At 69.6% G+C, this 18641-nt stretch carries 19 protein-coding genes and 1 pseudogene; 10 read left to right on the top strand and 10 right to left on the bottom strand.

The features are described 5' to 3' along the window. Positions 1 to 13: 13 nt before the first annotated feature. A complete protein-coding gene (locus tag ACLJTM_RS09630; protein ID WP_411103019.1) occupies positions 14 to 391 on the bottom strand; it encodes a gas vesicle protein in 378 nt (125 codons plus the stop codon). A gap of 218 nt (positions 392 to 609) precedes the next feature. Between ACLJTM_RS09630 and ACLJTM_RS09625 the strand changes: the two genes are divergently transcribed. Further along, positions 610 to 1869: a histone protein gene (locus ACLJTM_RS09625; RefSeq protein ID WP_411103018.1), complete on the top strand. Its 1260-nt coding sequence runs from the start codon at positions 610 to 612 to the stop codon at positions 1867 to 1869. Between the two features lie 3 nt (positions 1870 to 1872). Further along, positions 1873 to 2997 (top strand): SRPBCC family protein, encoded by a 1125-nt coding sequence (locus ACLJTM_RS09620; RefSeq protein WP_411103017.1) that lies wholly within the window; start codon positions 1873 to 1875, stop codon positions 2995 to 2997. Between the two features lie 133 nt (positions 2998 to 3130). Here ACLJTM_RS09620 and ACLJTM_RS09615 read toward each other — a convergent pair whose 3' ends face one another. After that, positions 3131 to 3337, bottom strand: coding sequence for a CsbD family protein (locus ACLJTM_RS09615; protein WP_411103016.1), 207 nt, complete (start codon positions 3335 to 3337; stop codon positions 3131 to 3133). Positions 3338 to 3527: 190 nt separating this feature from the next. Here ACLJTM_RS09615 and ACLJTM_RS09610 point away from each other — a divergent pair, with 190 nt between their 5' ends. Further along, positions 3528 to 3695, top strand: coding sequence for a hypothetical protein (locus tag ACLJTM_RS09610; RefSeq protein ID WP_411103015.1), 168 nt, complete (start codon positions 3528 to 3530; stop codon positions 3693 to 3695). 127 nt (positions 3696 to 3822) lie between these two features. Here the strand turns inward: ACLJTM_RS09610 and ACLJTM_RS09605 are convergent, their stop codons facing one another. After that, complete coding sequence (locus ACLJTM_RS09605) at positions 3823 to 4332, bottom strand: STAS domain-containing protein (protein WP_411103014.1); 510 nt, start codon at positions 4330 to 4332, stop codon at positions 3823 to 3825. Positions 4333 to 4481: 149 nt separating this feature from the next. Then, the gene (locus ACLJTM_RS09600; protein WP_411103013.1) at positions 4482 to 4835 is read right to left on the bottom strand and encodes an STAS domain-containing protein; all 354 of its coding nucleotides are present in this window, start codon (positions 4833 to 4835) and stop codon (positions 4482 to 4484) included. A gap of 413 nt (positions 4836 to 5248) precedes the next feature. Here ACLJTM_RS09600 and ACLJTM_RS09595 point away from each other — a divergent pair, with 413 nt between their 5' ends. Then, positions 5249 to 5830 carry a hypothetical protein gene (locus ACLJTM_RS09595; protein ID WP_411103012.1) on the top strand — a complete coding sequence of 194 codons (582 nt, stop codon included), beginning with the start codon at positions 5249 to 5251 and terminating at the stop codon, positions 5828 to 5830. A gap of 143 nt (positions 5831 to 5973) precedes the next feature. Here the strand turns inward: ACLJTM_RS09595 and ACLJTM_RS09590 are convergent, their stop codons facing one another. Beyond that, positions 5974 to 6636, bottom strand: coding sequence for a deoxynucleoside kinase (locus tag ACLJTM_RS09590; protein ID WP_411103011.1), 663 nt, complete (start codon positions 6634 to 6636; stop codon positions 5974 to 5976). Between the two features lie 657 nt (positions 6637 to 7293). Here ACLJTM_RS09590 and ACLJTM_RS09585 point away from each other — a divergent pair. Continuing rightward, positions 7294 to 7749, top strand: a complete 456-nt coding sequence (locus tag ACLJTM_RS09585; RefSeq protein ID WP_411103010.1) for a CAP domain-containing protein — start codon at positions 7294 to 7296, stop codon at positions 7747 to 7749. Between the two features lie 199 nt (positions 7750 to 7948). Here ACLJTM_RS09585 and ACLJTM_RS09580 read toward each other — a convergent pair whose 3' ends face one another. Both ACLJTM_RS09580 and ACLJTM_RS09575 read right to left on the bottom strand, forming a co-directional pair. Then, positions 7949 to 8398, bottom strand: coding sequence for a TraR/DksA family transcriptional regulator (locus tag ACLJTM_RS09580; RefSeq protein ID WP_411103009.1), 450 nt, complete (start codon positions 8396 to 8398; stop codon positions 7949 to 7951). A 97-nt stretch (positions 8399 to 8495) separates the two neighbouring features. Beyond that, positions 8496 to 8738: a DUF6332 family protein gene (locus ACLJTM_RS09575; protein WP_411103008.1), complete on the bottom strand. Its 243-nt coding sequence runs from the start codon at positions 8736 to 8738 to the stop codon at positions 8496 to 8498. 305 nt (positions 8739 to 9043) lie between these two features. Here ACLJTM_RS09575 and ACLJTM_RS09570 point away from each other — a divergent pair, with 305 nt between their 5' ends. After that, positions 9044 to 9904, top strand: a complete 861-nt coding sequence (locus ACLJTM_RS09570) for a VOC family protein (protein WP_411103289.1) — start codon at positions 9044 to 9046, stop codon at positions 9902 to 9904. A 249-nt stretch (positions 9905 to 10153) separates the two neighbouring features. Here the strand turns inward: ACLJTM_RS09570 and ACLJTM_RS09565 are convergent, their stop codons facing one another. Continuing rightward, the gene (locus ACLJTM_RS09565; protein ID WP_411103007.1) at positions 10154 to 10579 is read right to left on the bottom strand and encodes a hypothetical protein; all 426 of its coding nucleotides are present in this window, start codon (positions 10577 to 10579) and stop codon (positions 10154 to 10156) included. 110 nt (positions 10580 to 10689) lie between these two features. Here ACLJTM_RS09565 and ACLJTM_RS09560 point away from each other — a divergent pair. From ACLJTM_RS09560 to ACLJTM_RS09550, 3 genes and pseudogenes are all read left to right on the top strand, one after another. Then, positions 10690 to 11150 (top strand): annotated as a pseudogene (locus ACLJTM_RS09560) (transposase family protein); the annotation flags it as partial. A gap of 394 nt (positions 11151 to 11544) precedes the next feature. Continuing rightward, positions 11545 to 13113: an MFS transporter gene (locus ACLJTM_RS09555; RefSeq protein ID WP_411103006.1), complete on the top strand. Its 1569-nt coding sequence runs from the start codon at positions 11545 to 11547 to the stop codon at positions 13111 to 13113. A 167-nt stretch (positions 13114 to 13280) separates the two neighbouring features. After that, a complete protein-coding gene (locus ACLJTM_RS09550; protein ID WP_411103005.1) occupies positions 13281 to 14945 on the top strand; it encodes a carbohydrate binding domain-containing protein in 1665 nt (554 codons plus the stop codon). Between the two features lie 151 nt (positions 14946 to 15096). Here ACLJTM_RS09550 and ACLJTM_RS09545 read toward each other — a convergent pair whose 3' ends face one another. Beyond that, positions 15097 to 16644, bottom strand: coding sequence for a sensor histidine kinase (locus tag ACLJTM_RS09545; RefSeq protein WP_411103004.1), 1548 nt, complete (start codon positions 16642 to 16644; stop codon positions 15097 to 15099). Positions 16645 to 16783: 139 nt separating this feature from the next. Beyond that, on the bottom strand, positions 16784 to 17482 hold the full coding sequence (locus ACLJTM_RS09540; protein WP_411103003.1) for a response regulator transcription factor: 699 nt from the start codon (positions 17480 to 17482) through the stop codon (positions 16784 to 16786). A gap of 288 nt (positions 17483 to 17770) precedes the next feature. On the opposite strand from ACLJTM_RS09540, the gene ACLJTM_RS09535 reads away from it, so the two are divergent. Beyond that, complete coding sequence (locus ACLJTM_RS09535) at positions 17771 to 18640, top strand: polysaccharide deacetylase family protein (RefSeq protein ID WP_411103002.1); 870 nt, start codon at positions 17771 to 17773, stop codon at positions 18638 to 18640. The last annotated feature ends 1 nt before the right edge of the window (position 18641 follow it).

Genomic DNA, 18641 nt, shown 5'->3' with positions numbered 1-18641 from the left:
CCGGGCGGCCCTACTAGGTCGGCCGGTCGATCATGCCTCGGCTGTAGCGGCGGGTCCGTTCGTAGGAGACCAGCGCTCCGTCCGGGTCGAGGGCGACTTTGTAGCTGGCCATCACGCTGGTCGTGTCGGGGATGCGTTCCAGCTCGACGACCTCCACCTGCGCTTCCCAGCCTCCCTCGGTCGGTTTGAGCGAGGTCACGGAGTCGGGTACGCGGCCGAGGAGTTGGGCGAGCTGCCCGGCAGCGGAACGCATCGCGGCGGCCGCGTCCGGGACGCCGGCCCGGGGCTTCTTGGCGGGCGGGCGACGCGGCCTCGCCCGGTCTGCGTCGTCGGCTTCTTCAGCCGGACGCGGGCGTGTACGGCGCGGTCGTGCCGGTTCTGCTGCGGCCATCGGTCACTCCACTGGGGGAACACCACTTGCCGAATACAGTGTCATCATATATGTAGATATCTCTCGCCTCGGGGGTGGGCGGTTTCCGGACCTCCTGAGCGGGGCGGTCTCCCTGCGTCGGCAGCCGAACACATACACGACCGCGCCGGCGTATCCGCGGACCCCGGACGTTCCCGGGCGCAAAGAAGGCAGCAGCCCGGGTGAAGGGATTGCAGCTCATGCAGGACACGACCAAAATCGCGCTCGCGGCCGCCGTGGCCGGGGGCTACGTACTGGGACGCACCAAGAAGGGCCGTGTCGCCTTCTCCCTGGCGACGTACCTCGCCGGCCGCCGCTTCGGTCTCGACCCCACCCAGCTCATGACGCAGGGCCTGACCAAGCTCAAGGAAACGCCGCAGTTCGCCGAGATCGGCGACCAGCTCCGCGGCGAAGCCCTCGACGCCGGGAAGAAGGCGCTGAGCGCGGCGGCAAACCGCAAGCTCACCGACCTCGCCGGCTCCCTCCACCAGCGCACCCTCGATCTCGGCAGCCCGCAGAAGGGCAAGAACCGGGACGAGGACGAGGATGAGGACCAGGAGCAGGAGGGGGGCGAGGAGCCGTACGAGGACGAGTACGACGACTCCTACGAGGACGAGGACGAGGGCGAAGACGAGGGCGAGGCAGAGGGACCGGGCGCGGGAGAGGAAGACGAGGAGGGCGAGGAGGACTACGCGCAGCCGCAGGAAGACGCGGAGGACGAAGAGGACGAAGAGGAACCGGAAGAGCCCGAGGACGCGGAGGGCGAGGAAGAGGAAGAGGGAGAAGGGGACTACGAGGACGAGGCCTACGAACCGGAGCCCGAGGACGAAGAGCAGGAAGAGGAGGAAGGAGAGGAAGAAGAGGAACCCGGAGTCGAAGAGGTAGAGGAAGAAGACGAGGAAGAGGACGAGGAAGCCGAGCCCCAGTCAACTCCCCCGCCCCGTCGTCGCAGCCGTCCTTCCCCCCGCTCCCGCAGCGGTGCCGCCTCCGAGCCGCCGCCGCGCAGGTCCACGCGCCGCCAGAGCCCCTCCCCCACCTCGGCGCCCGCGAAGAAGGCCGCGGCCAAGAAGACGGCGGCGAAGAAGACCGCGGTGAAGAAGACCGCAGCCAAGAAGACCGCCACCGGGAAGACCGGCTCCTCCCGCACCGCCGATCGCCCGGCAGCCGCCAAGAAGAGCGCGCCGTCCCGGAGCGCGGACCGCCCGGCAGCGGCGAAGCGGACTGCTCCGGCCAAGAAGACCGCCAAGAAGGCGGCAGCGCAGCCCGCCGCGAAGAAGGCGGCAGCGAAGAAGACCGCGAGCGGGCCCGCCCGCAAGACCGCGGCGAAGAAGACCCCGGCGCGCGCACCTGCGCGCAAGGCTCCTGCGACGAAGAGCGCCGCCAAGAAGCCGGCAGCGAAGACTGCAGCAAAGACTGCAGCGAAGAAGACGGCGGGCCGCAGGCCGTCCGCGCGGAGGTAGGCCATGGCACAGACACAGCGCTCCGAAGGACGGGACGACAAGTCCGGACTGGACCAGCTCATCGAGGAAGTCACCTCGTTCTTGAGCGCCCAGGCCGGTCAGCTGGCGGACAAGGCGACCGACAAACTCGGCAATGTCACCGACCAGCTCCAGGACGTAGCCGACGGCAAGGGCAAGCTCTCCGACGTCGCCGGCATCGGCGGCCGGATGATGCAGGGCGACTCCCCGGTGAAGGCCATGCTCGGGCAAGGCCTCGGCAACGTGAAGGACAAGGTGACCGATGCTGCCTCGAACCTGTTCGGCAAGGGCAAGAAGGGACGCAAGGGCGGCGGCAAGGTCATCAACATCGTCGAGTTCATCGACGTGGGCCTGCCCTTGCGCACGGTGTACGACCACTGGGCGCAGTACGAGGACTTCAGCAGCTTCGCCAAGGGAGTGCGCAGCGTCTCCCGCGGCGACGACACCACCAGCGACTGGAAGGTGAAGGTCGGTCCCTCGACGCGCGGCTTCAAAGCCACCGTCCAGGAACAGGTACCCGACGAGCGGATCGTGTGGACCTCCGAGGGAGCCAAGGGCACTACGCGCGGCTGCGTGAGCTTCCACGAGCTGGCGCCTTCGCTGACCCGCATCGTGGTCGTGGTCGAGTACTACCCCTCCGGCTTCTTCGAGAAGACCGGCAACATATGGCGGGCCCAGGGCCGGCGGCTGCGTCTGGACCTCAAGCACTTCCTGCGGCACGTCTCGCTCACCACGGACGAGGCGGAAGGCTGGCGCGGGGAGATCCGCGACGGAGAGGTCGTGCGCACGCACGAAGAAGCACTGGAGGAAGAAGCCCAGGACCAGGACGAGGAGGGCGCCGAGGAGGAAGGCGAGGACGGCGAGGACGGCGACTACGAAGACGAGTACGACGAGGAACCGTCCGACGAGGACGAGGCCGATGACGGCGCAGAGGAGGAAAGCGAGGAGCCGTACGCCGAAGAGGAGGACTACGAGGACTACGAGGACGAAGACCAGGGCGAGGACGGGGACGAGGAAGAGGCCCCCGAGGAGGAGGACGGCGCGGGTGCCGAGGACGATGAGGAAGAAGCCGAGACGCCTCGTCGAGCGCGTCGGCGGCAACGCCGGTGACCGCACCTGGACGGCAAGACCCGACGTAAGAGGATCTGACGTAAGAGGGTCTGACGTAAGGGGATGTGACGTAAGAGGACCGGCACCCGGGTGCCGGTCCTCCTGCACATCCCCACACGCTTCCCGGAACTGCTCAGTGCTTCAGCGTGTCCTTCATCTTCTGAGCAGTCTGCTTGGCATCTCCGGCCATCTGCTCACGCGCACCCTTCGCTTCCAAACTCTCATTGCCCACGGCCCGGCCGGTGGTCTCCTTCACCTTTCCCTTGGTCTTCTGAGCCACGTTCTTGGCCTTCTTCCCAGCCGCCATCCTCATCACCTCCGCGCCACACGGCAGCGTCATCAGAGCCTCCTTACACCTACCCCGGCATATGCCGTATACACGTGCAAAACGGAGACAACCGTATGGGGATTGCGGCGATCCGAAGGGTTCGGTATCCGAGGGACGCCGGGGCGCCATATTCGTGCGCTCCGCGGGCAGACGCCGTGCACCGACAAGCAAGGCTGGAATCGTGAAGCAAAGAGATCACCAGATGACACATCGCGAGGCACCACAGGCGGAAGACCCGTGGCAGCACTTCCGCGAGGTCCAGAACGCCATGGACCGGCTGCTCGCCCGTTCCGCCACCACCCGGCGCTCAACCCAGCGGGCCCACCACCAGCTCAGCCCCGCTGCGACCGAAGAATGCGACCCCGGATAGGAAAGACCCGTACCGCAACTGCCGCAGGTCGCCTCGCGTACCGGACCGATGCAGCGCGTATCCACCTTTCCCGCCCTCCCGAGAACACCCATGGAGAGCGCGGACTCTCGGGTCCGTTGCGGACGTCCTACAGGGTGCGGGCCGTGTCGATGTCCTCGGCAACGTCGAACAGGGTGCGCGCCTGGGTCAGTTGGAGGACGCGTTCCAGGGAGCGGGGCAGGGGGCCGACGAGGACCAGGGTGCTGGCGCGGCGGAGGCGGAACATTGCGTTCAGCATGGAGGAGTCGGCGAAGGTGATGCGGCTGACGTCCAGCACGATGCGGCCGATGGCGGGATCGGCGGTGGCGGCGGCGCCGGCCTCGGTGATGGCGTCCAGGGATTGCTGGTCGAACTCGCCGGCACACACGATGACGCGTGTGCCGTCGTCCCGGTCCGGCAGGACGAGGACCTGCTGCTCCCCCGACTGCCTCACGTCCTCCCCCTTGCCGTTCAACGCGTACCCGTGGAGACCCGCCTGTTTCAGGGCGTGCAGTACGGCCCAGGCGAGGTCGTCGGGGTTCGGCTCGGCGGGTTTGACCGCGGCCAGGTACGCGGCGATCTGAGCGGCAATGATCTTGGCTGTCTCGGTGTCGTTCATTGCGCCCTGCTGTCCTGTGGGATGAGCATTCGCATGGAGTCAGAGCGGGGTGGGCTGCGTGAGGTCACCAGCCGGTGCCGGGGTGGCGGTACGCGGGGCCGGCGCCGCTGCCGTCCGCCCCGGACGGGTTCATGCGTCGCACGCCGCGGTCAGCATGTCATTCCCTGCTGTGCGCTGTCGGCCCAATGGAAGGCCGCCTTCGTGCGGGTGACCTCGAACAATCGGGCGACCGCGCTCTGCAGCGGGCCGGCAAGGACCAGCAGGGTTCCGGTTGCGGTGTGGGCTCGGTGAGCCGTGAGCAGGGCGTGGAGGGCGGAGGAGTCCGAGAAGGCCACCTCGGACAGGTCGACCACCGTCCGTGAGGAGCCACTCTCCGCGGCCACCGTCAGAGCCCTGGTCAGGGCGGGGGTGCTGTCGTCATCCAGGTCGCCGTGCACGCGGACGACGGTTATGCCGTCGGGGGTGATGTCACTGACTACGTTCCCGTCTCTGTCTCCGGTCATCACGACAGTCTTGCGTACTCGCACCGAAGTCGTGAATCAACAGGCCTCTGCGGGCACCTCCACCTCATCAGCCACGGGGCTGTCATCCCTGCGAGCGGGAGACCCGGGCCGCGAAGGTGCCCAGACCGGTGGGGCGGCCTGGTAACACGGGAGGAAATTTCCACCCGCCGCCGGGTCGTCGGGCGGCCCTCTGCGTCGATGCGCCGATGCGCCGATGCGCGAAGTCTGCTTTTCGGGGCGGCGACTCGCGGACGATCACTGGAAGGTATCGTCGGTCGTCTGTTCAGGCAGGGGGAGCAGCTTCGGGGAGGAAGTCCGTGCGCCGTCGTCTCGTCATGTGCACCGTTTTCGCGGGCAGTTTCCTCGCTCTGGCGAATCCTTTCGCCGCTCAGGCGTCCACGGAGTCACTGAGCGTGGCTGAGATGGTGAGGGTTCTGCCGCACGGCAGGGAACTTCCCGGATACCAGGTGGCATCCGCCGGTGAGCACCGCCCGGAGAAGGGGCCCGAGCCCCCCTCACACGCGAACTGTTCTCACATCGACGATGCTCTTGCTCCGCGGGAGAAGGCGTTCCCCCCTTCGACCGAGGTTCTGCTGACCGGTCCGGGAGACAGCAGGACACGGGGCCGCGTGCTGTCCTTCGCCTTCTCCCAGGACGAGGCGAAACGCGTGATGGACCGGATCCGAGCCGCCCTTCCGAAGTGCGCTCACTACAACCTGTGGTGGGCCGATCTCTATACCCGCCATGGCCTCAAAGCGTCCCAGTCCCCCTACAACGCGGGTGACGAGGCCATCAGCTACCAGAGGCTCGACCCTCCCGCCGAGGACGAGGACGTCGGCGGCTCCCCGGTCACCTTCGATCCGGGACCGCTCCAAGAAGACGGCCCGACCATCACCTTCATCCGCACGGCCGGCGTCATCACCCAGTACCGGGACCCCCTGCCAGAATCGGTGGCCCGGGCCTTCGACCGCCGGTTCCGGCGGGCCGGCAGCTGACAGGCCCACGACTCAGGCCACTCTCCCCCGCCCCTGCCCCCGTGCACACGACTGCCGTCGTTCGCGCTCGCCGCAGCGGAGGCAGCCCCGGGATTCCCACCGTGTTTCGGGGTAGGCGCACCGGGACAGCGTCAGCGGCAGGCTCAGCGGCGAGCCCTGGCAGCAATCAGGGCGTCCTTCACCTCCCGCGCCACGCGGGCAGCGTCCTCAGGGTTGTTCACCACGTCCGTGTGGTTCATGTCGATGACGAGGACCTCGCTGGCGCCGTAGTGCCGGTGAACCCAGTCGTCGTACCCGGACCACAGCGTCCGGTAGTACTCGACGAGGCTCGCGTCCTGTTCGAAGTCGCGGCCCCGCAGCCCGATGCGGTGCAGCACCGTCTCGAAGTCCGCCTTGAGGTAGACCATGAGGTCGGGCGCCTTGCGGTACGGCAGGCCGTCGATCTCGCGCATCATCTCCTCCAGCAGTCCCTCGTACACCTGCATTTCGAGGGAGCTGATCCGACCCAGGTCGTGATTGACCTTGGCGAAGTACCAGTCCTCGTAGATGGACCGGTCGAGGACGTTGTCGCCCTGCTTGTACGCCTCCTTGATCGAGGCGAACCGCGTCTGGAGGAAGTAGAGCTGGAGCAGGAAGGGGTAGCGCTTCGCCTGGATCTCGTCGGGGGACGCGGTGTAGAAGAGCGGAAGGATCGGATTGTCTTCCACGCTCTCGTAGAAGACTTCGCTGCCCAGTTCCTTGGCAAGCAGTTCGGCCACGCTCGTCTTGCCGATGCCGATCATGCCTCCGACGCAGATCACTGGCATTCCTCACTTCTCCCGGATGGTCTTCTTGCAAGCGGGCGGGGAGGGCAGGCGGCCCCACGCCTCTACGACGCATGCCGAGGATCCGCCATTCCCGAAGGTCTGCATGATCAACGTCATAGGGTCCCCGCCGATCCGGGCGGAGGCCCCGCCCAACCCGTGACAACGGGTCATGCCGACCAACCGACCAACCGACCAACCGACCGACCGCCGCACCGAACCCGGGCTGCCGTACGTTTGGATCGGCCCGACCGCCTGACCGCCTGACCGCCTGATCTGCGGCTGCCGCCTACGGCGAGGAGCCGCCGCCCCGCGAGCCGCCATGAAGCATAGATGACGCTCCGCCCCAGGTCGGCCGCGCACAGGCCGCCCGTCGCCCGAGCATGGCCGTAGCTGTCGGATGGCGTCACTCCCGGTACGCCGTGGCGCGGGCGCCGAGCGGCGGACCGCACCTTCCGCGCGTGCCCCGAAACCGGAAATTCGCAGGCTGACCCCTCCCACCTGCGGTTTCGTCGCGAGGAGATGCGGACGGGAAGGGTGCGGCGGACAATCGGCGGGGGTGGGGGTACGGCGGCGGCGTCCTTGCGTCCGCCGCGTCTCCTCGAAAGGGAAGGTGGCTCCATGGTTTCCCGTTTCGCCCGTATTCGGCGTGGATGCACCGTGGTCTGCGCTTCATCGCTCCTGGTACTCACCGGCGCCATCGGTACGGCTGCGGCCGCCACCGCATCCGCCCAGGCGGGAGCGCCCGCCGTGCTGCCGCTGCAGAACGACCCCGGCAAGGTCCTCGCGCTGATCAACCAGGCCCGCACCGAAGCCGGGTGCCAGCCCCTGGCCGTAGACCCCGCGTTGACCGCGGCCGCACAGGAATACGCCAACGACACGACCACCAGCCACAGGGGCTCCGACGGATCGACCGTCGAGCAGCGGCTGAAGAAGGCCGGGGCGACGTTCAACGCATCCGCGGAGAACATCGCCTGGGGTTCAGGTGACGAGAAGACGCACGTGGACGGCTGGCTCAAGAGCGGCTTCCACGCACCCAACATCAAGAACTGCAGCTTCACCAAGACCGGAGTCGCCGTGTCCGGCGACCGCATCGTCCAGGTCTTCACCGACTGACCCGGAACCCGCAGCAACCACCACGTGCCGGCTCCGCACCACCTGCGGGGCCGGCACTGCCGTCCGTCTCGCGGCCGACCCCAGGGGCCACGGGGGGCGGTCTCCGGGCGGTCAGACGTCGACGTCGAACCGGCTCGGACACGGATCGGGAGGCACAGGGCATGATCGGGCACCTGCCACGCACATGAGGGCCGATGCCTCAGGCGGGGTTCGGCGGGCGGCGCGGGTCCGAGGAGGCGGCGCAGCGGACGCAGGTGGTCGCCGCGGGGCGGATCTCCAGGCGTTCCGGCGGAATCGTCCGACCGCAGCGTTCGCACTGTCCGTAGACGCCCTGCTCCAGCCGTTCCACTGCCCGGTCGAGCTCTTCGAGGTGCTCCTTGGCCCGCGCCAGCAGGGCGGCTACGTGCGCTCGCTCGAAGGCGGTGCTGGCTCCTTCGGGGTCGTGCTCGTCGTCCACCGCGACCAGGGCGTTCGCTGCGACGATCCCGTCGAAGTCACGGCTCAGCGCGGCCGTGCGCGCAAGCGTGTCGTCGCGATCGGCAGCAAGAAGCGCCCGTGCGGCGACGTACGCGCCCGAGCCGCTCCCGCCGCCCTCTTCGCCCGCGCCGCCGGCGCGGCCCTGCGGACCCTGCGGAGAAACCTCGCCCATGCGTGGCACAACGCTGGGCCCCGGCCCGTGATTCCGTCCTGGCGGGGTCGGGGCGGGGGCGTCCCGGCCCCTGCGGCTGCGGGGCGGGCAGAGGCGGCTAGCGCTGGTGCCCGTACCGCCAGAGGACGTGGACGACGCGAAGCACCGCCAGGGCTGCGGCCACCGTGGCACCGGCGGTCACGAGGAAGTCCTCGACCGCGGGAGGAAGACGCCAGACGGCGGCCGGGCCGGCGATCACCGCGAACGCGACGCCGCCGAGGAAGCAGGCGCTCAGCAGCGCGTAGCAGATCTCGACCGTGGTCGCGTCTCGTGCGGCCTGGCTCCGTCGGCTCGTCGTCATGCTCGGAGCATGGCACCGGGGCCGAGCGGGGTCCATGAGGTCAGCCGGCCAGGGTGGGCGTTTCGGACGGCGGCAGCTGCTCCTGCTGCGGTCCCGGCGGCGCGTGTCGCGCACGCGACACGCCGGGTGCAGATGCTGTGCGCATGGTCGGCCGCGCCCGGGGCAGGTGCACGACGGGCCGGTCACCGGCCCGTCTACTCCCCTCGGCATCCCGGGTGCGGCCGCCTTGCGCGTACACGCAGCATGTGCGGGAGCGACCCGGTCGGCCCGCGCGACCACGCGGGAAGGATGGAAGGTTGATCGTCGTGCAGATGACGGCGGACACGACGGGCGCCCCGTGCTGGTTCAGCCTCACGACCCGGGACCTGCCTGCGGCGGAGGCGTTCTACGGCGGCGTGCTGGGCTGGACCTTCCGTGAGGCCGGGCCGGGCCGGGACGTCTCGGTCGCCGAATCCGACGGAGTGCCGGTCGCGGCCCTGTGTGCGGTGTCCGACGGTTTCGCGGTGTCGGTGGCCTGGCGGGCGTACTTCGCGGTCGATGACGCGGACGCGGCAGTGACGCGGATCCGCTCCCGTGGAGGAACGGTCGGGGTCGGCCCGGTCGCGGGCTCGCCGTACGGACGTGCGGCGCTGGCCACCGATGCCGACGGGGCGTCGTTCGGCATCGCGGAGGGCGATGCCCTGTCCGGGTGGCGGTCCGGCGGCAAGGCCACGGCGTGGCTGGAACTGCACACGAGGGACGCGTTCGACGCGGCCCTCTTCTACGGCGGGGTACTGGGCTGGGCGGGCGAGGCCGACACGTGCTGCGAGGTGTCCTACGAACGGGAGCAGGTCGTCCTGCGACACGACGGGCAGGCCGTGGCACGCCTCGACAGCGGTCCGGTCGACGGCGCCTCCCCCCGGCCGCAGCTGCGGCCCCGCTGGGAAGTCCACTTCAGGGTGCCGGATCTCGACGCAGCCGAGGCCTTGGTCCTGGAACACGGCGGTACCGTCCTCTCCGACGCGTTCCGGCCGGGCCACGGCCGCCGGATCACCGTACGGGACCCGGAGGGCGGCCTGTTCACCCTCGATGAGGCGCAACCCGCCCGGCCATCGGAGCCCTTGACCGCGGCCGCGCTGTCCGCCGAGATTCCCTGCTTCCGCGAGGACGTCCTCGCCGCCAGTTGACCCCGTGGCCACGTGAGAGACCCGGGTTGAGAGCCCGGGTGCTCCCCGAAGGCGGCACAGAAGGCCGGCAGCAGTCAGTCCGCGCCGTACGCCAACCGGCGACCACGGCGCCGGGCCGACCCTCCCGACCGGCCGCCCCCACTGCGGGACACCCCTCGTCTGTGCGGAAGGCCCGGCACACCCCGCAAGTTGTCCTGTAATCCCGCGAGCCACCGAGATCACTACGGCGGCCGCAGAGCCGCAGTGCCTCTATTGGTACTGGCCTGGGGGCGTCACCCAGGGAGCAAACCGCTGATCGGGGCCTGCATCCTCGCGCCAATACCGCAGGACCGATTCCTGGACGATGTCGAGTCGCTCTGCGGCGATGAGGCACGAGACCGGCTCCTGCCCGCCGGCGTCAGCTTCGAAGGCGACCACGACGGGCGGCTCCTCTCCGAACTGACGAGTGACTTTCAGGAGCTCGTCGGGCGACAGGGATCGGAAGACCGGGTCTTGAAAGCCGGACGGACAACTGACGAAGATCGGATCGCCGAAGATCAGTTCCAGGCCGTGGTGGTAGGCCAAGTCGTGACCGGCGGCGAGCCTGAGCTGCCCGCCGTCCCAGGCGACGACGTCCCAGTCCCACCACGACCCTTCGGGAAGGTGGATCGCAGTATGCGTTCCCTCGGCATCCACCGGCGTCCTCCTCATCCCGCTCGAACAGATCAACAGGCTACACAGCAGCTGCGAGCGCGCGGCTTGACGAGTGAGGACCCTGAGGTGGCTGGGTAGTCCCGTTCACCGAGCTGAGCCCGAGGCAGTTCGGCAACCTGGTGACGGTGCTGCAGCGTGAGGGTGCGGACGCGGTCCGCAAGGGCCGGCCGTGAGCCTTCCGCTGGAGGACAGGGCACTGCTGGTCGCGGCGCACTGGCGAACGGACTTGACCATGCGCCAGCTCGCGCCGCTGTTCGGGGTGTCAAAGTCGGCGGCGGACCGCATCATCGACCACCTGGGACCAGTGCTCGCCCTCCCGCCCCGCAAGCGGTTCGCCGAGGACGCCGTGCTCATCGTGGACGGCACCCTGGTCCCCACCCGCGACCACACCATCGCCGAGCGCTCGAAGAACTACCGGTACTCCACCAACCACCAGGTCGTCATCGACGCCGACACCCGCCTGGTCGTCGTGGTCGGCCAGCCGCTCGCCGGGAACCGCAACGAGTGCAAGGCGTGGGAGGAATCCGGCGCCAAAGCCGCCGTCGGCAAGACCCCCCATGCACAACCTCGCCCTCGGCGGATAGGAGCGGCTCGCCCTGCGGCCCGCCATGCCCGAGGCGACTCAAAGATCATCTACGGGACAACCCTTGGGCATCAGCCTTGAAGGGCATTCTCCTACGCAGCTGCACGCGGGGACGAATGACGCGGTGCGGCAGCTCACTTGAGGGCATGATTTCCGTCCCGACGCAACCCTGGGAAATCACGGAACGCCCTCCCCCGCGAATCCACTGAAGGACACAGGACTGCCCCCTCCGCACATGCAGCCGAGGGCATGAAGTCCGGGAAAAAACAACGCCATTGACACAATAATTCACGCTTGACGGCGTCATGGAGTTTGTTTATGGTCCAGTCGTTCCGTTCCCGGAGATCGACAGGCAAAGGTGTCCATGAAAACGCCTCCCACGGTGCCGAAGTCTCGGCAGCACGTGATTCTCGCCGTCGTCATGCTGTGTTCGCTGCTGATGTGGCTGGAAAACACCGTCCTGAGTACAACGCTGGAGACTTTGGCAGACCCCGTCCGTGGGCTGGGGGCCGATCCAGGGGAGCTGCAATGGACGACGGGTTCCTACACGCTGACCTTTGCCACCTTGATGTTCACTGCAGGCGCATGGGGTGATCGGTTCGGCCATCGGACGGTCTTCTCCACCGGTTTGCTGGTCTTCGCCGGGTCTTCGCTCTGGGCGGCGTACGCGAGTGACGCGGGCCAGCTGATTGCGGCGCGAGCAGCGATGGGAGTGGGCAGTGCGCTGATCACACCCGCCAGCCTGGCCATCCTCATGTGGACCTTTACCGGTCCCGCACGAGCTGCCGCGATCGGCATCTTCTCGACGTCGGCCGGTGTGGGAATGGCGGCCGGTCCGGTATTGGCAGGGTTCCTGCTCGATCACTTCTGGTGGGGCTCGGTATTTCTGATCAATGTCCCGGTCGCAGTCTTGGCGCTGGTCGGCATTGCCGTACTCGTACCTGATTTCCGCAGCCACACTCCGCGGCCGCTGGACCCCGCCGGAATGCTGCTGTCGGTCAGTGGGCTCGCCGCGCTGGTGTACGGGCTGATCCGTGCCGGGCAGGTGGCTGCATGGAGTCGCCCCGACGTCTGGGCGCCGGTGATGGCGGGCCTGGTTCTCCTTTTCGTCTTCGTACGCGTCGAGCTGCGCACCGAAGCGCCCAGCTTCGATCCGCGACTGCTGGCGCAACGCACATTCGGCGGCGGCAATGCGTCTCTCGGACTGCTGCTCTTCGCCGTGGCCGCCATCACCTTCTCCCACGCGTTCTATCTCCAAGGCGCACTCGGGTTGTCGCCGATGAATGCGGGCCTGGCCAATATCCCCACCGCATTGGGTGCGCTCGCGGGAGCGCTCGTCGCCCCGCGCCTGGTTCGCCGGCTGTCGCTGCGGCTGGTCACCGTGCCGGCGCTGGCCGTGGCCGCGCTGACCATGGGCGGGTACGGATTCCTCGGACTCCACACCCCGCTCTCCTGGATCGAGATCCTGCTATTGGTCCAGGGCCTTTCGGTCGGCATGGTCATCGGCCCCGTCACGGCGGCATTGATCAGCAAGCTGCCGTTGGACCGGGCCGGTGCCGCGTCAGCCGTCACCAACACCGTGCGTCAGACCGGCAGTGTGATCGGCATCGCCGTGGGTGGCACGATCACGTCCCTCGCCTACCGCCGTGCGATCGAACCTGCACTGGCGAGCGCACCGGGTCCCGTCCAGGATCAGGCGCGGGTTTCGGCCGAGCAGGCGCGCCATGTCGCCGCCGCCCTCCACCAGCCCACCCTGGCCCGGGCCGCCGACGGCGCGTTCATCCACGCCCTGCACGTCGGCGCGGGCTGGATCGCCGTCGTCGCACTCCTCGGAGCGGTGGTGCTGTTGCTGGCCTTGCCTGCTGATGCCGGCGGAGAGCAACACGGCCTGACCCGGCAACCGGATGGCGAGGAGGTCCGCACTTCCGCCTGAGCCTCGCCAGCCCATTGGTCCATACCTATTGACCGCCCTCTCCGTCGCTCATACGATCCGGACCGGCACAGCCCCCACCTGTCCCCACCTCACCCGGAGCCGGGCGTCGCGCCCCCACGCGCGGGTCATGAACATGACCATGACGCCTCACCGGAAGGGAGCCCGGCATGTTCCGTCCGAGGTCGCGTCCTGCGCGCCGCACCGGCGACGTCCCCGCTGTCCAGGAGCCCGGCCGCGCCCGGCTCGCCGCATCCGCCCTCGTGCGTTCCCTTGCCGGGGTGGGCGTCGCCGCACTCGTCGGCGCCGGGGTCGCCGTGTCCGGCACCGGGTCGGCCGGGGCGGCCACCGCCGAGCTGCTGGCCAACTCCGGCTTCGAGAACGGGCTTTCCGGCTGGACCTGCTCCGGCGCGTCCGGCACCGCCGTGGCCGCCCCGGTGCACTCCGGCACCGCGGCCCTCAAGGCCACACCGTCCGGCTCGGACAACGCCCAGTGCAGCCAGGTCGTGAGCGTGCAGCCCAACTCCTCGTACACCCTGAGCGCGTACGTCCAGGGCAGCTACGTCTACCTGGGCGCCACCGGCGCCGGCCTCTCCGGCACCCAGTCCACCTGGACGGCGAGCAGCCCCTCGTACAGCCGGCTCAGCGTCGGTTTCACCACCGGCCCGAACACCACTTCGGTGACGGTCTACCTGCACGGCTGGTACGGGCAACCCGCCTACCACGCCGACGACGCATCCCTCGCCGGCCCTGGTGGCAGCACCCCCACGCCGACCACCACTCCCCCGCCGACCCCCACCACACCGCCCCCGACCACGCCCCCTCCTACGACCCCGCCGCCCACCACCACACCGCCCCCGACCACCCCGCCGCCCGGCGAGACCTGCCCCACGAAGCCCAGGCCGTCGGGCAAGGTCCTGCAGGGTTACTGGGAGAACTGGGACGGCGCCGCGAACGGTGTCCACCCCGGCATGGGCTGGGTGCCCATCACGGACAGCCGGATCGCCGCGCACGGCTACAACGTGATCAACGCCGCCTTCCCGGTGATCCTCTCGGACGGCACCGTCCTGTGGCAGGACGGGATGGACACCGGGGTCAAGGTCGCCACCCCCGCCGAGATGTGCCGGGCCAAGGCGGCCGGAGCGACGATCCTGATGTCGATCGGCGGTGCCACCGCCGGGATCGACCTGAGTTCCAGCACCGTCGCCGACCGCTTCGTGGCGACCGTCGTGCCCATCCTCAAGAGGTACAACTTCGACGGGATCGACATCGACATCGAGACCGGGCTCTCCGGCAGCGGCAACATCAACACCCTGTCCGCCTCCCAGGCCAACCTCGTGCGCATCATCGACGGCGTGCTCGCCCAGATGCCTGCCGGGTTCGGGCTCACGATGGCTCCCGAGACGGCGTACGTCACCGGAGGGAGCGTCACCTACGGGTCCATCTGGGGCTCCTACCTCCCGATCATCAAGAAGTACGCCGACAACGGGCGCCTGTGGTGGCTGAACATGCAGTACTACAACGGCAGCATGTACGGCTGCTCCGGAGACTCCTACCAGGCCGGTACGGTGCAGGGCTTCACCGCGCAGACCACGTGCCTGAACAACGGCCTGACCATCCAGGGCACCACCATCAAGGTGCCCTACGACAAGCAGGTACCCGGCCTGCCCGCCCAACCCGGAGCGGGCGGCGGCCACATGGCACCGAGCCTGGTCAGCCAGGCATGGAACGCCTTCAGCGGTTCACTGAAGGGGCTCATGACCTGGTCGATCAACTGGGACGGTTCGAAGGGCTGGACCTTCGGTGACAACGTCAGGTCACTGCAGGGACGTTGATCCGTTGCTCCGATGACCCGGTGACCCGGTGACCCGATGATCCGGTGGCCCGGTGGCACGGTCATCCGGTGACCCGGTGAGGCCTTGCCCGCCGCCTGTCCCGGCTCTCGGCGCCTCCTCCCGACCGGTCACGGCCCGTGCCTGCGCTGCTTCATCGGGAGGAGGCGCCGTCGCCGTCGGCTGCCGGTCCGTGGGCCGGCGGTGGGCCCGGTGCCGCCGCAGGGATGGACACGGTGAAGGTGGTGCCGGGAGGCGGGTGGGAGGGGCCCGCGGTGAGGGCGCCTCGGTGGCGATGGGCGATGTCGCGGGCAATGGCGAGGCCGAGGCCGCTGCCGCCGGCATCACGGGTACGGGCCTCGTCGAGGCGGGTGAAGCGTTCGAAGACCCGCTCGCATTCCTCGGGGGTCAGGGCGGCGCCGTCGTTGTGCACGGTGACCTCGACCGTCCTGCCGTCGTCCCTGACGTCGAGGACCACTTCGGTCCGTGCATGGCGGACGGCGTTGTCGAGGAGGTTGCGCAGCAGTCGGTGCAGTGCGAGGCCGTCACCGCGCACCGGAGCCTGGTCCGGGGCGGACCGCAGGGTGACGGGGTGGTCCATCTGCCGGTACTCCAGGACGAGTTCCCTGGTGAGCCCGGCGAGGTCGACCAACGCGTGGGGGGCGGCGCGGTCGGGCCGGGCCAGCAGCAGCAGGTCCTCGGTGAGGCCGTGGATGCGCCGGGTGGCGGCGAGCGCTTCGCCCAGTGTTTCGGCCGTGTCGATCCGGTCGGGGTGGGCGAGGGCCGATTCGAGCTGGTACTGCAGGGCCGCGAGCGGGGAGCGCAGTTCGTGCGCGGCGTCGGTGACGAAGCGCTGCTGCCGGTCGACGGTGTCTTCCAGCCGGTCGAGGGTGGCATTGGTCGTACGGGCGAGCGCGCGGATGGGGTCGCGGCCCTCCGGGACCGGGACTCGGCGGTCCAGGCTGGAGTCGGTGATCTCGGCGACCTCGCGGCGGATCGCCTCGACGGGCCGCAAGGAGCGTCGGGCGGCGGCCCAGGCCGTCACGGCGACGACCAGAGCGGCAACGGGGACGCCGGCGGCCAGCGGGGTGGCGAGCGTGTGGGCGACGTACTGGGCGACGTACGGGGTGGTGAGGACGTAGACGGTGGACCGGCAGGACCCGTCGGGATCCGCAGCACGGCCACAGGTGCCCGCGGGGGTCCGCACGGCGGTGGCGACCACCGTCACGGTGCGGTGCGCGAGGGCGTGGGCTTCGGAGTGGGCGATGAGGTCCTTGGCTTCGGGGTAGCCCCCGGTGACCGTTCGCAGGCTGCCGTCGGGGAGGTGGAAGCGGGCCCGTTCGTGCTCGTCGACCCCGGCCAGGCGGACGGTGCTGCTGCGGGGCTGGCCCACGGTCCGGCCCGGAGCCGGGTCCTCGGGCGGAGGCGGGAGCAGCTCGTGCAGGTTGACGAGGTCCAGCGCGCCTCCCGCCCCGGCGACGGGGCGGCCGGTCCGGTCGAGCTGGACGAAAGGCCCGTCGGACGGGCTGGCAGGGGTTTCCTTCCAGCCCGTGGCGGCCTGCTGGGCCAGCCGCAGGGACAGCTCGATCGTGCGCTGCTCGGAAGTCCGGTAGACGTCGTCGTAGACGTGGCGGTGGAACCACCACGCGCCGGCGCCGAACAGGACGAGGGCCGCCAGGCCGGCCATGAGCGCGGTACGCATCTGAGCGGGCAGCCGCCGAGCGGCGAGCAGGACGGGGGAACGACGAAGGCGTGCGCCTTGCGGCCGGTCCGCCCGTACCGGCCGGTCGGACCCGCTCGGCCCGCTCGGCCCGCCAGGTCCGTCACGGCGGTCACGGCGGTCACGCATCGCGGCGTTCCTGGTGGGGGTCCAGGCGGTATCCGTGGCCGCGGACGGTCTGGATGCTGTGGGTGCCGAAGGGGGCGTCGGCCTTCTTGCGCAGCGCGGAAATGTAGACCTCCACGATGGCGGTGCCGCCGGTGTAGGCCGGGTCCCACACCTCGTCGAGGATGGCTTCCTTCGACACGGGCTCGTCGGGCGTGTGCATCAGGCAGGCGAGGATCCCGAACTCCTTCGGCGTCAGGGCGAGCTCGTCCCCGCCACGGCCGGCACGGCGGGTGGCGAGGTCCACCCACAGGTCCCCGGCGCGCAGGACGGACCGGGGGCCCGCGCCTGCACCGCCCCGGCGCAGCAGGGCGCGTAGCCGGGCGAGGAGGACGACGGAGGAGAACGGTTTGACGAGGTAGTCGTCGGCGCCGGTGTCCAGCCCCTCGGCCTCGTCGTAGTCCCCGTCCTTCGCGGTGAGCATCAGCACGGGCGTGTCCACACCCGCTGCGCGCAGGGCGGAGCAGATCCGGTAGCCGTTCAGGCCGGGCAGCATGATGTCCAGCACGATCAGCGCGTGATCGCCGGTCAGGGCACGCTCCAGTCCGCGAGTCCCGTCGCCGACGAGTTCCACGCGGTATCCCTCGGCAGCCAGTCCTCGCCGCAGGGCGGGGCCGAGCTGGGGATCGTCCTCCACGACCAGAATGTCGTCCATGCGCCAAGGCTTGCACGCCGGGCGGTTCTCTTCCTGAAGGCGATCTTAAGAATCTTCAGGTGGCCTTTGGGTTTGCTTCCGCATGCTGCTGACCAGCCGGGCAGCCCCGCACCGGCCCGGATCGACGGCCGATGGCTGACGGCTCACGGCTGACGGCCGACGGCCGACGGCCGACGGCCGACGGCTCACAGCTCACAGCTCACAGCTCACGGCACCAGCCCCGCCGGGTCCACCGGTTCGGTCCGCCGAGCCCGGCCCATTCCGCCCGCGGACCCAGAAAGCGCTCCCATGTCTTCTTCCGTACGCACCCCGTCCGGCTGCCCCTCCCCGTCCGGCTGTCCTTCCCCGTCCCCCCACGCCCCGCGCCGCCGCCCCCCGCACCACAACCGGATCGGCCGTACCGGGCGCCGCCGTGTCGCCGCCGCCGCTCTGTGCCTCCTCGTCGGCGGCGTGTTCCTGACCGGCTGCGGGCAGGGGCGCACCACGCCGGCCGAGGCCCGCGCCGCGGGCGGGGGCACCGCTCCGGCGGGGGTGGACCCCTCGCCGGTGGACTGCCGGAAGGAGAAGTGCATCGCGCTGACCTTCGACGCGGGGCCAGGACCGCACACCCCGCGACTCCTCGACATACTCAAGGAGAAGAAGGTGCACGCCACGTTCTTCCTCCTCGGCAAGAACCATGTCGTCCCCCACCCCGAACTGGTGCGGCGGGAAGTCGCGGAGGGGCATGAGGTCGGCAACCACACCTGGACGCACGAACGCCTCGACCAGCTCGGCACCGAGCAGATACGCGACGAACTGGGCCGCACCCAGGACGCGATCAAGGAGGTCACCGGCAAGGCCCCCACCCTCATGCGCCCGCCGCAGGGCCGCACCAACGACAAGGTCGAATCGGTCGCCCGCTCGCTGGGTCTGTCCGAAGTGCTGTGGAGCGCCACCGCAAGCGACTACGCCACCACCGACACCCGGCTGATCGGTGACCGCATCCTCGAGCAGGCCTCGCGGGACGGCATCATCCTGCTGCACGACATCTACGACGGCACCGTCCCCGCCGTGCCGAGGATCATCGACGAACTCCGCTCGCGCGGCTACACGTTCGTCACCGTCCCGCAGCTCCTGGCCCCCGGCGGCCAGCGCCCCGGCGCGGTCTACCACCCATGAA

The organism is Streptomyces sp. cmx-4-9 (assembly GCF_046548835.1).
Lineage (GTDB): Bacteria > Actinomycetota > Actinomycetes > Streptomycetales > Streptomycetaceae > Streptomyces.
The sequence above is the reverse complement of the archived record's forward strand: the minus strand, read 5'-3'. Positions and strand labels throughout refer to the sequence as shown.